Source organism: Nostoc sp. (assembly GCF_036917435.1).
Lineage (GTDB): Bacteria > Cyanobacteriota > Cyanobacteriia > Cyanobacteriales > Nostocaceae > Nostoc.
Genome location: NZ_JBALDM010000005.1, coordinates 1 through 14,093, shown reverse-complemented (window position 1 = coordinate 14,093; position 14,093 = coordinate 1). Strand labels below are relative to the sequence as shown.

At 42.3% G+C, this 14,093-nt stretch carries 14 protein-coding genes and 1 tRNA gene; 9 read left to right on the top strand and 6 right to left on the bottom strand.

From position 1 onward, the window contains the following. The first annotated feature begins 431 nt into the window (after positions 1-431). The 7 genes from V7K98_RS02145 (at position 432) to V7K98_RS02115 (ending at position 5,275) form a co-directional block, all read left to right on the top strand. Positions 432-704, top strand: coding sequence for a hypothetical protein (locus V7K98_RS02145; RefSeq protein WP_012410874.1), 273 nt, complete (start codon positions 432-434; stop codon positions 702-704). Positions 705-717: 13 nt separating this feature from the next. After that, positions 718-1,395 (top strand): ABC transporter ATP-binding protein, encoded by a 678-nt coding sequence (locus V7K98_RS02140; RefSeq protein ID WP_174713081.1) that lies wholly within the window; start codon positions 718-720, stop codon positions 1,393-1,395. A gap of 441 nt (positions 1,396-1,836) precedes the next feature. Continuing rightward, positions 1,837-2,388 carry an NYN domain-containing protein gene (locus V7K98_RS02135; protein WP_335019150.1) on the top strand — a complete coding sequence of 184 codons (552 nt, stop codon included), beginning with the start codon at positions 1,837-1,839 and terminating at the stop codon, positions 2,386-2,388. A 144-nt stretch (positions 2,389-2,532) separates the two neighbouring features. Further along, positions 2,533-2,604: transfer RNA gene (locus V7K98_RS02130), tRNA-Asn, on the top strand. A 360-nt stretch (positions 2,605-2,964) separates the two neighbouring features. Further along, complete coding sequence (thiD, locus tag V7K98_RS02125) at positions 2,965-3,813, top strand: bifunctional hydroxymethylpyrimidine kinase/phosphomethylpyrimidine kinase (RefSeq protein WP_335019148.1); 849 nt, start codon at positions 2,965-2,967, stop codon at positions 3,811-3,813. A gap of 168 nt (positions 3,814-3,981) precedes the next feature. After that, complete coding sequence (locus tag V7K98_RS02120; protein WP_335019145.1) at positions 3,982-4,590, top strand: hypothetical protein; 609 nt, start codon at positions 3,982-3,984, stop codon at positions 4,588-4,590. A gap of 346 nt (positions 4,591-4,936) precedes the next feature. Next, the gene (locus tag V7K98_RS02115; protein ID WP_012410794.1) at positions 4,937-5,275 is read left to right on the top strand and encodes a P-II family nitrogen regulator; all 339 of its coding nucleotides are present in this window, start codon (positions 4,937-4,939) and stop codon (positions 5,273-5,275) included. A 106-nt stretch (positions 5,276-5,381) separates the two neighbouring features. On the opposite strand, the gene rdgB is transcribed toward V7K98_RS02115, so the two are convergent. Together rdgB and V7K98_RS02105 are read right to left on the bottom strand one after the other, a co-directional pair. Then, entirely contained in the window at positions 5,382-5,960 is a 579-nt protein-coding gene (rdgB, locus tag V7K98_RS02110) for an RdgB/HAM1 family non-canonical purine NTP pyrophosphatase (protein ID WP_335019143.1), read from the bottom strand. A gap of 73 nt (positions 5,961-6,033) precedes the next feature. Continuing rightward, the gene (locus V7K98_RS02105) at positions 6,034-7,470 is read right to left on the bottom strand and encodes a phosphoglucomutase/phosphomannomutase family protein (protein ID WP_335019141.1); all 1,437 of its coding nucleotides are present in this window, start codon (positions 7,468-7,470) and stop codon (positions 6,034-6,036) included. Between the two features lie 406 nt (positions 7,471-7,876). On the opposite strand from V7K98_RS02105, the gene V7K98_RS02100 reads away from it, so the two are divergent. Then, entirely contained in the window at positions 7,877-8,386 is a 510-nt protein-coding gene (locus V7K98_RS02100; protein ID WP_335019139.1) for a pentapeptide repeat-containing protein, read from the top strand. Positions 8,387-8,618: 232 nt separating this feature from the next. Here the strand turns inward: V7K98_RS02100 and V7K98_RS02095 are convergent, their stop codons facing one another. The 4 genes from V7K98_RS02095 to V7K98_RS02080 form a co-directional block, all read right to left on the bottom strand. Beyond that, entirely contained in the window at positions 8,619-9,098 is a 480-nt protein-coding gene (locus V7K98_RS02095; RefSeq protein ID WP_335019137.1) for a plasmid segregation centromere-binding protein ParR, read from the bottom strand. Positions 9,099-9,103: 5 nt separating this feature from the next. Next, positions 9,104-10,276, bottom strand: a complete 1,173-nt coding sequence (locus V7K98_RS02090; protein ID WP_335019135.1) for a ParM/StbA family protein — start codon at positions 10,274-10,276, stop codon at positions 9,104-9,106. A gap of 238 nt (positions 10,277-10,514) precedes the next feature. Then, positions 10,515-11,138, bottom strand: a complete 624-nt coding sequence (locus tag V7K98_RS02085; RefSeq protein ID WP_335019133.1) for a DedA family protein — start codon at positions 11,136-11,138, stop codon at positions 10,515-10,517. A 724-nt stretch (positions 11,139-11,862) separates the two neighbouring features. Then, positions 11,863-12,945 (bottom strand): Gfo/Idh/MocA family oxidoreductase, encoded by a 1,083-nt coding sequence (locus V7K98_RS02080; RefSeq protein WP_335019131.1) that lies wholly within the window; start codon positions 12,943-12,945, stop codon positions 11,863-11,865. Between the two features lie 339 nt (positions 12,946-13,284). Here V7K98_RS02080 and queC point away from each other — a divergent pair, with 339 nt between their 5' ends. Continuing rightward, on the top strand, positions 13,285-13,962 hold the full coding sequence (gene queC / locus V7K98_RS02075) for a 7-cyano-7-deazaguanine synthase QueC (protein ID WP_335019129.1): 678 nt from the start codon (positions 13,285-13,287) through the stop codon (positions 13,960-13,962). Positions 13,963-14,093 lie beyond the last annotated feature (131 nt).

Below are 14,093 nucleotides of genomic sequence, written 5' to 3'. Positions count from 1 at the left end.
GACCAACCTACGAATACGAAGCGATCGCGCTTGAGCCAGTCGTCTAGAACGTCAAACCACCCTCTACTGGGCGCACGTCCAACTGCGATGGTCATTAGAGCAAATCTCCAAATGTTTATAAGTACAGGTTGTATCTGTATTATAGATGGCTGTATAAAATGCCTTCTATGAGCAGAAAGTTAACCGGGTTGTTAACCAAGTTTACAATTTTTTACATACCTTTAATCATATTAGGCGTAAATCGTTAATTTTTCTAGGGGTTTTGTAATAAAAATTAATTTTTGTTCTAGATAAGGTGGTGAATGGGAAGTGGGGAGTATGAGAACAATAAAAATGTCCAATGCCCAATGCCCAATGCCCAATGCCCATTTTCCTAGAATCAGTCAGCTGACGCTAAAATGAGTCCACAAGTTAAATTTGATTATTGCTAAATGTTTACCATCGATTTAAGCATCAGAAACACTGCTTTCCCTATCTCGGTACAACGTAAGTCAGCAGAAGATGCTGAGGCTGTCTATCAGCTAATTTTGGCAGCCATCCGTTCTGGAAATCCTGACATTGTGGAACTCAAGTGCGAGGGCAAGACAGAGAAAAAAATTGCTGTCCGTGCTAGTGAAATTTCTGGGGTGCAGATTGTTCAGAAAGATGGTACAACCCCTGGTGGTGGCAGACCACCTGGATTTTTCGCTGTAGCTGCTGAGTAACAAAGGTTGACAAATGGCTCAAGTGGGCATTGAGGTCAAGGATTTAAATTTTAGTTGGCCGAATGGAGAGAAAGTTATCAAATCTTGCTCTTTAGAAGTACCCAAGGGTGAGTTTTGGATGCTTTTGGGTACAAATGGCAGTGGAAAATCAACGTTACTTAGACTGCTGGCGGGGTTATTAGCTCCTGAATCTGGCGAAATTCGGGTTTTGCATCCCGTTGGCTTTGTTTTCCAAAATCCAGATCATCAACTGGTAATGCCAACAGTTGGTGCTGACGTGGCTTTTGGATTGGTGGAAGAAAAGTTGCCACCTGCTGCCACTAGAGCAAGAGTTGAGGAGGCGCTTGGGGCAGTAAATTTGCTTACCCTGCAACGACGACCTATTTATGCACTCTCTGGGGGACAGAAACAACGAGTGGCGATCGCAGGTGCGATCGCTCGTCGCTGTGAAGTCTTATTATTAGATGAACCCACTGCTTTACTAGATCCAGATAGCCAGTTGGATTTAGTTGCTAGTGTCCGTCGTCTTGTCAAAAGTAGAGGGATCACAGCCTTGTGGGTAACACATCGATTAGACGAGTTAAATTACTGTGACGGCGCTTTTTTGCTAGAAAAAGGCTCTCTGGTAGATAGGGGTGAAGCCCAACGCCTTAAACAACGTCTGATGGAGGTACACAGCGAAGCCTCTTAAATATAGGTCTGAGTGCTGTACGCGAATAGCGGGGCGTTTAGTCCGTTCTAAGTGCTGAGTAAAATCCAAAGCTCTGATACTTTTCTTTTATAACTGATAACTGCTGTGTCTTTCATAGGTAGTTTTCTAACTCAGCACTCTTCATTTTTAATACTGAAAAAGAACTGAAAACGCACCTTTTAAACAAAGGTGCGTTTTCAGTTGGTACGTCTATATTTATACCAAATTCATACAAATTGAAAACTGATTGGGACAGATGGAATCATAGAACCCTTTAAGAGAAAGAATTCTCAATCTAAAATCTCAAATGGTATTAGGTTGCAGTTTTATAAGGCTACCGTATTTTTTATTCTATGTAGCATAGTGTTACAGACAATGCATCAATTATTATAAAACTTATGAATGAATTTTGTTAACTCTAGAAAATTGTGATTAAAAACCATGTCCCGTTCCTTACTCCAAGCCGTTTTGTTGGTGGACGGCTACAATATAATAGGCGCTTGGCCTTGCCTTAAAAAAACGCGTGATAACGTTGGATTAGAGGCTGCACGGGGCGAACTTGTGGAAGCAATGACTGGTTATAGTGCGTTTCAAGGTTATTCAACTCAGGTAGTTTTTGATGCTCAGTATCAGAATTCTTCTAGCAATAAAGAAATAATTACTGAGCTTTTATCAGTGTATTACACTGATTTTGGGCAGACAGCAGATACTTACATTGAAAAATCCTGTGCTTCTTTTCGCCATCAAATAGCGCAATCTTTGATTTCTCGTGTGATTGTTGCTACATCAGATCGGGCACAGCAGTTGATGATACAGGGGTATGGGGCTGAATGGTTGTCGGCACAACAACTCTGTGGGGAAGTAGAAGCTACCGTCTGCCGGATGCGACAGAAATATCATACGCGCAAACAATCTAAGAGTAGGTTTTTAGCTAATGCCATTGATGCTAAGGCGCGGCAACGTCTGGCTGAATTACGAATGGGATTACAGTAAATATCTAGTATTTAAGAGTCTCTGCTTAAGTTTCTGAATGGATTTTGGCTGGAAAAATTATCTAAAATTAAGCATATAAAAAAATATTGGCGAAAGTACTTGCCAAATAATGTTTTTAGCCCTAGGATTATAAATTGTGAGTGGTCCTCAGTAGCTCAGTGGTAGAGCGATCGACTGTTAATCGATTGGTCGCTGGTTCGAATCCGGCCTGGGGAGTTTAAAAAATTTAGATTTTAGATTATCCTTCAATAATCTATGGTCGTTAATTGGTGAGAGGTTAAGATAATTGCACCTTGATCAATAGGGTGCAAGAAAAAAGCCGAAATCCAGCCTCAAAGCTGGTTTTCGCAGATTTTTATAAAATGAACATAATGATAATAAAATACGGGCAAGGAACCGAGCAGCATTTGCATCTTGCTCCACTTACGATTATCATTTTCAATACAAATATTTTGAGTATTTTAGCTGATTAACAAAATTCGCTTTATTTTGACCTATTACGGATGGTTTTAGGCTAGTTCACTAATCTTTGAGATAGTTTGGTTTGATAGCGCCTACTTACTTAATTTTCATAATATGAACACTGAAATAAACCCCAGAATACCTGTTGCTTTAACTATTGCTGGTTCAGATAGTGGTGGCGGTGCAGGAATTCAAGCTGATTTACGTACCTTTGCCTTTCATTGTGTCCACGGTACTAGCGCCATAACCTGCGTCACGGCACAAAATACTCTAGGAGTGAAAAGGGCCGATGCTATGGCAACAGAGGCTGTTGTGGCGCAAATTCAGGCAGTTGTTGAGGATATTGGCGTACAAGCTGCTAAAACAGGTATGTTGCTCAATCAGGAGATTATTTTTGCTGTTGCCCAGCAGGTGGAAGCTTTACAAATTCAGAATCTAGTAGTTGATCCAGTAATGGTTTCACGTACAGGGGCACAATTGATTGATGATGATGCTGTGAAGACTCTATGCCATACCCTAATTCCCAAGGCAGTTATCATCACACCAAATCGCTACGAAGCTCAGATTTTAAGCGGGTTAGAAATTAATTCCTTGGAGGATATGCAAGCTGCTGCTGAAATTATTTACAAGACTTTACATACGAAGGCTGTTTTAGTTAAGGGCGGTGGTATGCGGGGGGATTTGCGTGGCGTTGATATCTGGTTTGATGGGGACAAGTTGGAAGTTTTGACTACAAAACAAGTAGAGACAAAAAATACTCACGGTACTGGTTGTACACTATCGGCTGCGATCGCTGCTAATCTGGCTAAGGGAAATGACTTGTGGCCAGCAGTGCAACAGGCAAAGGAGTATGTGACTACTGCACTCACTTACGCCCTAGATATTGGTAAAGGGCAAGGCCCTATAGGACACTTTTTTCCAATTGTGGGGATTAGGAACTGGGGACTGGGGACTAAGAACTAGGAAGATTACCCAATTCCCAATTCCCAATTCCCAATTCCCAATTCCCAATCGCAAATCTTTGCCCTTTCGGAATTTTTCTATTATTCTTGGGCATAGTTTCAGGGCTGACTATCTCTGTTAGCATCTCTGTACGATCTACTTACCTTGATTTTTAATACCAAGCCCCTGATGCGAACAACCATAGGTTCTGTTCACAAAAACTCGCCAACGCCGACTACTCAACCCTACCCTCCCTCTGTACCACTATCTGTATACAGGGAATTGTCAGCAGAGTTACAAGCAGCACAGGCGAGATTAAATACACTCACTACCCAAAATCAGCAACTAGCACAAGAAAATCAACTATTACGCCAAGAAATTATCAAAGTTGTTGAATCTTTTTCTCATTTGCAAAATGTTGCTGATTCCCATGCTACGCCTAATTATCAGCAAGCTGCCCAAGCTTTTAGCAGTGTGAAAAGCGTCGCCAACCAGCCAGGAACTCAAGCACCTCCACGTCAGCAGGTTGCTCATCTATATCCACCTATTGTCCCCAAGACACCACCCGAAAAAAACCGCCACCAAAACTTTTCTAAACCTGTAATGGAAATGAATTTCCCGATACAAGAACCAGTTTTTATAGAAGAGCAACAAGTAAGTTACTATTCCACTACTGAGCCAGATGCTAAGGGACTCAATGGCTGGTGGTTAATTATCACCATCTTGTTAATCATGCTTACTGCCTTTAGCGCTGGATATTTCGTTGTGCGTCCCTTGTTTGAACATCAGAAACGTTAGTTGATACTCCTACAGTCAGCAACAGGCTACCGAGCAATTTCTCTGCAATCACTCTCTAAATATCTGAAGATATCTGCTAGATAGCGGAATTTATCTATTTTTTAGGTTATAAAAGCTACATAAAATGCTAACTTTACAGTAACTTCTTTATGTTATAACCTCACAGATTATCTAATTAATAAATCCTTGCTAGTTCTCATGTCTCAAGCATCAGGCAATGCATATACACTTTAAGAAAGTGGTAATTATTACATATCTTTTAGGAAAAGCACTGCTAGTTACAGCTTCAGACAGTGGATCTGGTTAGATATATAAACGAAGCTAGTAGAAGTCAGGAGTCAAGAAGATGAAAAAAGTAGAAGCTATTATCCGCCCATTTAAGCTAGATGAGGTAAAAATTGCTTTGGTTAACGCTGGTATCGTCGGTATGACTGTTTCTGAAGTCCGGGGGTTTGGACGGCAGAAAGGTCAAACTGAACGGTATCGCGGTTCTGAGTACACTGTGGAGTTTCTGCAAAAACTCAAAGTGGAGATTGTTGTTGACGACAATCAAGTTGATATGGTGGTAGACAAAATTATTGCTGCTGCCCGCACTGGTGAAATCGGCGATGGTAAAATTTTCATCTCGCCTGTTGAGCAAGTGATTCGGATTCGTACTGGCGAAAAGAACACAGAAGCGGTTTAAAAAAGTTAGGAGTAGAGACGCGATTAATCGCGTCTCTAAAGGAGTTGTGAGTCAGGACTAAATGAATGAAGATTTAGTATATTTCATAAATTATAACTCTTGATTCTTAACTGCTAACTCTCTCTAGTTGCGGAAGTAAAGCTGTAAAAGCCTTGCCTCGATGACTTATTGACCTTTTTAACTCCCGTGTCATCTCAGCAAAGCTCAATTGCAACTCTTGTACATAAAAAATTGGATCGTAGCCGAAACCACCATCACCACGAGGTGTGTGAAGAATTTCACCACGACAAATACCTTCAGATTGTAATGCGATCGCACCATCAGGACGAGCGATCGCTACTGCACAAACAAATTGAGCTTGTCGATTTACCTCGTTACCTAATTCTCTCAAGATCCTAGCAATCCGTTCTGAGTCGGTTTTAGCATAACGTGCAGAATAAACCCCTGGTGCGCCATTTAGGGCATCTACTTGCAAGCCCGAATCATCAGCAATTGCCCAGTTTCCCGTAGCTTGAGCAATTTGTGATGCTTTTAAGCAAGCGTTAGCGGCAAAAGTTTCGCCCGTCTCTTCAATTTCCAATTCTTCCGGTTTGAGAGTTAATTCCCAACCAGAATTTTCCAGGTAAGCTTGCATTTCCCGTAACTTACCTGGATTTCCTGTGGCTACTACAAGTAATTTTATCATTGGTCATTGGTCATTGGTCATTAGTAATTTACCAAGGAGAAAGGACAAATGACTAATGACTAATTAATGAATTTTACCCCGCCCACTGTTTCGCCCAAGCAAGAGTTTGATGCACTTGCTCAATTGTTGGGGCTTCGCAGTAGAGGCGTAAAACTGGCTCAGTACCGCTAAACCGAATCATTAACCAGCTTTTATCAGCTAGGCGATATTTGTAGCCGTCAATTGTCTGACAATCAATTACTGCTAATCCGGCAATTTCGGTTAAGGGTTGAGTTTGCAGTTGTTGCAAAAGACGCGATCGCACTTGCATGTTTGCTAAGGGTAAATCAATGCGATCGTAAGCTGAGTTAAACCCTGTTTGTTTTTGCAAGTAGCGATTATACTCACCTAAATCTAAACCAGAGTCTACGATCGCCTCTAGCACATACAATGCTGATAGCAGTGCATCACGTTCGGGAATATGGCTACCATAGCCGATTCCTCCCGACTCTTCGCCACCCAGTAACACTTTTGCTACTAACATTCTGTCAGCTATGTATTTATAACCAACTGCTGTCTCAAAGACTGAGAGGTTATGTAGTGCTGCTACAAGGGGCATTAGGTCAGAACCACTAACGGTTTTGACTATTTCACCACTAAAGCCACGCCGTAGGGTTAAGTGGTCGATTAATATTGGGATTAATACTTGGGAACTGAGGAAATTTGCTTCTCCATCTACTGCTGCAATGCGATCGCAGTCTCCATCAAATACCAATCCTACCGTTAAACCTGATTTATCGGTTTCTCGGTGAGCTTTGATGACTCCAAATAACTTTGAAAGGTATTTAGGTAAGGGTTCCGGCGCACCGCCACCAAATAGGGGATCGCGTTCTGAGTTGATTTCTTTGACTTGATTACCTAGTAGTCTGGCCAATCCGCCAGCCGCAGCCCCATGCATGACATCGGCAAATAACGTTAATTTGCCAGATGCGATCGCAGCCCGAAGTTTGGCAATATCAACTTTAGCTTCTAACGCTTGGGTATAACTAGGCCAGGGATCGAATTTTTCTTGCTTACCTGGGGTAGCTGCTAGTGGTACTTCCACCGACAACTGCTCTTCTATCTCTTTTGTAACTTCTGGCGGCACTGATCCACCAAAACAACCTTTGACTTTTAACCCCAAATATGTGCCAGGATTGTGGCTGGCTGTAATTACCAACGCACCTAAAGCATTGAGTTCTTTTGCAGCCCAACTATAAGCTGGGGTTGGGGCAAAGCTTTCGCTCAGTAGCACATCAAATCCGACAGCAGAGACTGTATCGGCAACAGCACGAGCAAAGTCTTCAGCCATGAATCGGCGATCGTAACCGACAATTATTGTGCGGCTACCCACGCTAGAAAAATACGTATTATATAATACTTTTGCGGCGACTGGCGCGACCAGGGCTAGGCGTTCAAAGGTGAACTCGTCACCAATAATGCCCCGCCAGCCGTCTGTACCAAACTTGATTGAGTTAGCTACAACTGGCATCTAGGTATCCTAACTGTCTACTTGAGGATTTTAGCATTTATACAGTGTATAAAGTAAAAAAAGAATCTAGTAAAAATATGTACTAATAATACTTAAGACAAAATCTGTGATTAATTTTTTAAAATCTAGGGGTAGCTTGAACAGAGGAACAAAACCAAACACTAAGAATCCTTGATTTTCTTAGTTGAACAAAGTTAAACCCAACCTATAAATATTTGATTTTTTCAGACGCATAAAAGAGCGCTAACCGGTTACTCAGAAATGCTTTGGTTATTTGGGCTTCGGCTAGTTGTCTAGTGGGGAAATTGGTGATTTTAAAGTTGATACTAAATGTGGAATCTAAGAAAATAGAGCAGAGGTTGAGCAAGCTATCTTTGTATCTGTTAATTAATGCAAAAGGCGAATTATGAACGGTAAAGAATTGTTGAGACGTTACGCTGCTGGGGAGAGAGATTTTAGCGGGGTCGATCTCAAAGGAGCTAATCTTAGTGGAGTCAGTGTTAATTTTGACGTTGGAGCTTATGACGAACCCTACCGTCAGGGAATTACTTCCGATTTGAGCGGGATTAATCTTAGTGGTGCCGATTTGACTCAGGCTAACTTGAGGGGAGTTAATTTGGAAGGAGCCAACTTGAGTAATGCCAAATTGACCTGTACTAATTTGAACCAGAGCAAACTCACCAATACCGACCTGAGTGGAGCCAACTTGACCGAAGCTTGGCTGGAATGCGCTGAGTTGGATGGTACTAATATGAGAGGGGCTAATTTATTTCGTGCTGAAATTAGAGTTAGCGATGCATTTAGTCCCGACCTGACTGGAGCTAAAAATGTAGATACCGTCAATTTTACTGGCGGGATTATACATTTGACTTTAGAAGACAGAACTGTTATCGACACCACTGAAAACGATTGGTAAATTAACTGTTTCTTGAGGCTCAACTAATAGAGGAGCTTGCAATATTGGTTTTCAATTCTTAATTCACATTAAACATCATTTATAAAAATTATTTTATGGATATCGCTCTGTATAACTTGATTAGATGCGATCGCATTTCTAAAAAAATATATGAACATTAATAATCCTTAATAGTATTAACTATTAAGGATTGTTGAGAAGAGCAAAAACTGCTCACAAACGCGATCGTTTCTTAAAAATCATCGAGAAACTGACTAAGGCGACTGATTACGGGGTCAACCTCTTGAGGAGGGGTAGCAACAGTATAAGAAGTATTATTTACTACTTCTAACTGACTTGGAGACGGAATGAACGAGCGATCGTTGACTATAATTGCCAGTTGTGCAACTTGTTGAGAAAGTTGCAAAAGATGGTGTTCCATCGCCTCCAAACGATTAGATCCCTTGGCAAAAAAACGTTCCTCAAGTCCAGCCACTTGACGTTGCAGTTCACCGATTTGTTGATCAATCGGTGTTGTAGCTGCCGTTTGTGGAGCAGGTTGTACAGGTTCCGGTACACATAAAGATTGCCACAAGGCTTCTTTACAGAGGTCGCTGAAAGTCTTGTCTGGTTGTTTTTCCAAATAACTTTCTACTTGCGCTAACAAGCTTTCATCAGCAAGCTCTGGGTTGAACGTGACGGATTTAACTACCTTTTTTGACCATTGGAACATCAGCTTTATGCCCTAGCAGCGCGATTGGAGGATAATTGTGCCTCTCCATAAATATACTGCCCCAAAGCATTCGCCTGTCGTGAAGGTGCTGCTAAATGAGCATTAATCTTTGCTTCTTTGAGTAGACGTTGAACGTCGTCCCAGAAGAACTCACCACCCCCGCCAGTGAGAATCACATCGGTAACGCGTTCTGGCAACCAGGCTAGCACACGGCTACAGATTTCGCGCGAAAACATCTCTGTGAGGTTGGGAAGAAAATCATCTAGGTTGGTGGGCTTGCTAGCGCCTTTAGGACGGTAATAGCGTTCACCTCTGGGTTTGTTGACAGCAGAAATCAGCGCGAGAGATTGACTATCTGCTCCCTCGATTTCGGCAGACACCAATTCATAAAACTTATTCATCCCGAAGTCTTCGCTCTTAGAAGCACCTCGGGCAAAACGGAAGTTATCTACCATCAAAAGATCGACGGTTTGATGTCCAATATCGACGATCGCCACCGATATTTTTGTAAAATCGGGACTGGTGGGACTTTTCTTTGGTTGAGCTTCAGACCATAGCAGGCTGCCGTAGCCTTCTGGCATTACCCATACCTTACTGACGTTCAACGATATAGATTCGCCTCGGAAGTTCAACACATGAGGGCCACCTACTTGGCTAATCAACTGTGCTTTTTCTTTTTCAAATTGCTCTAAGGAAAGAAAAGGCAGACCAAGTACAACTGAGATATCGTCTCTGAGTTTGAAGTAGCCAGCACTTGCTAACACTTTTACTAGTGCAGCCTCTACCTTAGATTGTCCGACTCCTAGATTCGCCCCAAAATCTGCTGCTAGTTGACCAACAGCATATCCATTTCCTTGATATTCCAGCCACAAATCCATTAAGGGGTCAGTCGCCCTAGCTTCAAAAACACCGCCGCGGACTTGTTCTATTGACATCTGCTTGACGTTAGCAGGTACGAACACCACACTACCGGGTTCACGACTCACACAAGTTTTTGTGGAAGTTCTACCTAAATCAACACTGAGAATGGTTTTCCCAGAACCACCGCCTGGCTTGATACCACCGGAGGGAGGATTATTATTAACAGCATTTATGGGAGTCGTCGATGCTAACGGCTGCCTATTCATGGGTATAGCAGCACTATTCATCGGGTTAGCGGCGGAAGGTTGATCTGTCATGAAAGCTCCTAGTTCAAACTTAACTGTAAAAAGTTGTCATGCTCATCTTACAAAAATGCGAGCAACCAGAAATTTTAGGTTGCGTCAAGTGTAGCTAGAAATACGCCAAAATTAATTTGGGCTATATCTCCGATGAGCTTTGCCTTCGCACATCTAGTATTATTTGGCATAGTGTAGGCTAATTTTGGCCAGATGTAACCCCTGCTTTCACTGCTTTCAAACCAAAAGCGTCCGTGTTTCATCTTCTAGTACGTCTTAACTGGCGCTTGAATATCCAAGAAACAAATGCTAGAACCAAACCCCCAAGTACGATTTTTGATACAGGAGCAAGGTACTTGTCCACAAGTTCATACTGACTACCCAAGGCGTATCCAGAGTATGTTAGCAAACCCACCCAAGCCGCGCTACCTACTGTTGTGTAAAACAAGAATGGTAGCAAGGGCATATTACTGATCCCTGCGGGAACAGAAATCAAGGTGCGAATTCCTGGTACAAGGCGACCAATTAATACTGCTTTTCTACCTTGCCGATCAAACCATTCTTTGGACTTGGTGATATCTTTACTGGATATAGCCAGCCATTTACCATACTTGTCAGCCCAAGCTTTCAAACGGGTTTCGCCCAAAAACTTACCCGGATAATACCAAATAAGTGCGCCCAATACAGAACCCAAAAGTCCTGCAAAAAACACTCCAAAGATATTCAGCTTTGCCCCTCCTGGTTGATATGGACTTGCTGTAAATCCAGCCAGTGGCATAATCAATTCTGAAGGAATGGGGGGAAATAGGTTCTCTAGGAACATTAGTAGGGCGATTCCCCAATGGCCAAAATAGTTAATAGTATTAGTTATCCATTCAAGCATTGAGTCAATTCCTGAAATTGCTGTACTAGTCTTGTTACTAAGATTCAGCCTTAGCTTTTTTAAAAGTTAATTATTGCTGCTTGTTAAAGTCTAAGCAACTTGACTGTACTAAAAGTTGGCATTGTAATCGAAAAACAGAGTACGACGAGTGTCAGCTAGGGGTCTGTTTCATTAATTTAGAGGTTTAGAAAACTCTTTAAATTGAGTGGTAAGTAGGTAGGCGTAATTAAATATAAGATCAAACCTCACCCTCAATCCCTCTCCTTACTCAGGCTACGGCGTACACACAAGTCTCTAAGAAACCTCACCCTGGTTTTACTACGTAAAACCTGTCCCTCTCCTTACTAAGGAGAGGGATTAAAGATAGGACAGGGTGAGGTTTTTCTTTTGTTTTGGGTAATTCAATGACTTGTGTGTACACCATAGCCTTAGTAAGGATAGGGAAGCCGGAGGCGGGGTGAGGTTTTATATTTAATTTGACCCACTTACTTAAATGGCTCACTGCAAACCTAAATTCATGAAACAAGCCACTAAGTTTTATTGCCTAATTTTTTAGATCCCCTTTAGTCAGTTGTATAAAAAGACTAAGGGGGATCTAAAGACTTGATGGCAAATTTAAAAACATACTCTAAGGTTTTTTTGTGAATTTTCGGCTGTGGGAGAGTAGGGAGAAAATTGTACTTTGTCCCCCTTATCTCCCTCATGCCCCTCATCCCGTTTTCTTCTAAGCTGTCGGGGTCAATGATTGTACCCTTGGTTCCGATTGCCAGTCTAATGGATTCCAAACTCGATCTTCTAGCGCCATCTGCTCAATCAAGCTTGCCAGTCTCAGCGCTTTGAGAGCTTGTTCACCACCTACTGAGGGTTGATTGCCACCGTGTACGCAGTTGACAAAATGCTCTAATTCTGCACTTAAGGGTTGAATATTGCTGGTGTAGACTTTTTCAATTACACCATCTTGCCTATAAAGTACTTGTCGGTGGTCGGTGAGAGAATTAGCAGTGGTTTGTCGGTGAATCAAAATTTCATTCTTGAGAAAATCTGCCTCAGTAAATGAATTTTTGCAATGGGCGACAATCCGGCGAATTTTGCGGTGGGTGACTTTACTGGCGGTCAGAGTAGCAACAATACCATTAGCAAATCCCAAGGTGGCGGTTACATAATCTAAATAACCAGAGTCTAGGGAGCGAGTCCCGCTAGCAGTCAATTTCGTGACTGGAGAAGCAGCTAGTTCCAAAAGTAGGTCAATGTCATGGATCATTAAATCCAGTACAACCGAAACATCGTTTGCCCGATCTGAGTAAGGACTCATTCTGTGGGCTTCTAGCGCCAGCAATTCTTCGGTTTTCAGAACTTGGCTTAGTTCTTTAAAAGCTGGGTTGAAACGCTCAATATGACCTACTTGCAGGATACATCCAGACTCAGCTGCGGCATTTACTAAAGACTCTGCCTCAGAAATACTGGCTGCGATGGGTTTTTCAATCAAAACATGAATTCCCGCTAACAGACAGTTGATACCCACGGCATAGTGCAGACGGGTGGGAACAGCTACACAAACTGCTTCCACAAGGGGCAGCAGGTCACAGTAATCTTCAAAAAAACGCACCTTGTAATTGCTGGCAGTTTCTAATCCTCGTTCGACGTTAATATCTGCCACTCCGACCAGTTCAACATCTTTCATTGAACTCAGCACGCGAGCGTGGTGTTGTCCCATGTTACCCACTCCGATCACGCCTATGCGGATCGGTCGTGGCTGGTTGCGCTGTGTATATAGATTCGATTCTGCCACTGACATGCTATCTTGCACTATTATTCTCTCCTCAACCACCAAATATAGAGACGCTACGGCCGTTGGCGTTTATACTCGAAAGCCAGTTACGATCCGTCTAAAACCATCCAGATGGTAACATAGAGCCTATGTTTATGAAGAATTTCAAAGTTTGCGATCGGTTCCCGTAATCTAAATATCTTTTGTATAGATAGTTCGGGTTTGTTTTGTCTTTGATACTTCCTACAAAAAATATATGTCTTTTCATGAACTTTAAAACATTCAGTAAGACTTAAGTATATTTTCTCCTTGGCATTGCCTTCTGGCATCTTGTTGAGGTGTGATTTGGTGATTTGAAATCTAAAATTTGCAACTGAGATGAAAGCTGTAATTCTGTTATCTGGGGGATTGGACTCTTCCACAATTCTGTATCAAGCTAAGACCGATGGCTGTGAATGTCATGCTATTTCGTTTGATTACCAGCAACGACACCGAAGAGAGTTACACTCAGCCCTTAACATTGCTCAAAAAGCTGCGATCGCAAAACATCAGGTAGTGAATTTTGATTTACGGCAATGGGGCGGTTCCGCACTTACCGATGACGCGATTGATTTACCCCAGGAGCGATCGCTGGATGAAATGTCTCAAAATATTCCTGTCACTTATGTTCCGGCTCGTAATACGATCTTTTTAAGCTTTGCTCTTGGTTACGCCGAAGCGATCGCAGCCCAACGTGTCTATATCGGTGTCAACGCCTTAGATTACTCAGGATATCCTGACTGTCGCCCTGACTATATCCAGGCAATGCAAGAAGTTTTTCGTCTGGGAACCAAACAAGGGCGTGAGGGACAACCAATTAAGATTGTTGCACCGCTAATAAATTTGAAAAAAACTGAAATCATCCAACTGGGGAATCAATTGGGAGTTCCTTGGGAGCTAACTTGGTCTTGCTATGCAGGTGGTGATGTTGCCTGTGGTGTATGTGATTCTTGTCGCTTGCGGCTAGCAGCTTTTGCCGAATTGGGACTTGTTGATCCACTGGCGTATGCTTCTTGAGTGAGGAGTTAGGAGTTAAAATTCATAACCTTTTTCATATTTAACGAGTCGCGGAAGTCCCCACCCTCAATGTACTCATAGGGTGGGGATTGTGAGCGGACGGCGACGAAACCAACTCCGACCGATATTAG

Coding starts and splice junctions, on each gene's coding strand:
- V7K98_RS02145 (WP_012410874.1), top strand. CDS start 432: ATGTTTACCATCGATTTAAGCATCAGAAACACTGCTTTCCCTATCTCG.
- V7K98_RS02140 (WP_174713081.1), top strand. CDS start 718: ATGGCTCAAGTGGGCATTGAGGTCAAGGATTTAAATTTTAGTTGGCCG.
- V7K98_RS02135 (WP_335019150.1), top strand. CDS start 1,837: ATGTCCCGTTCCTTACTCCAAGCCGTTTTGTTGGTGGACGGCTACAAT.
- thiD (WP_335019148.1), top strand. CDS start 2,965: ATGAACACTGAAATAAACCCCAGAATACCTGTTGCTTTAACTATTGCT.
- V7K98_RS02120 (WP_335019145.1), top strand. CDS start 3,982: ATGCGAACAACCATAGGTTCTGTTCACAAAAACTCGCCAACGCCGACT.
- V7K98_RS02115 (WP_012410794.1), top strand. CDS start 4,937: ATGAAAAAAGTAGAAGCTATTATCCGCCCATTTAAGCTAGATGAGGTA.
- rdgB (WP_335019143.1), bottom strand. CDS start 5,960: ATGATAAAATTACTTGTAGTAGCCACAGGAAATCCAGGTAAGTTACGG.
- V7K98_RS02105 (WP_335019141.1), bottom strand. CDS start 7,470: ATGCCAGTTGTAGCTAACTCAATCAAGTTTGGTACAGACGGCTGGCGG.
- V7K98_RS02100 (WP_335019139.1), top strand. CDS start 7,877: ATGAACGGTAAAGAATTGTTGAGACGTTACGCTGCTGGGGAGAGAGAT.
- V7K98_RS02095 (WP_335019137.1), bottom strand. CDS start 9,098: ATGTTCCAATGGTCAAAAAAGGTAGTTAAATCCGTCACGTTCAACCCA.
- V7K98_RS02090 (WP_335019135.1), bottom strand. CDS start 10,276: ATGACAGATCAACCTTCCGCCGCTAACCCGATGAATAGTGCTGCTATA.
- V7K98_RS02085 (WP_335019133.1), bottom strand. CDS start 11,138: ATGCTTGAATGGATAACTAATACTATTAACTATTTTGGCCATTGGGGA.
- queC (WP_335019129.1), top strand. CDS start 13,285: ATGAAAGCTGTAATTCTGTTATCTGGGGGATTGGACTCTTCCACAATT.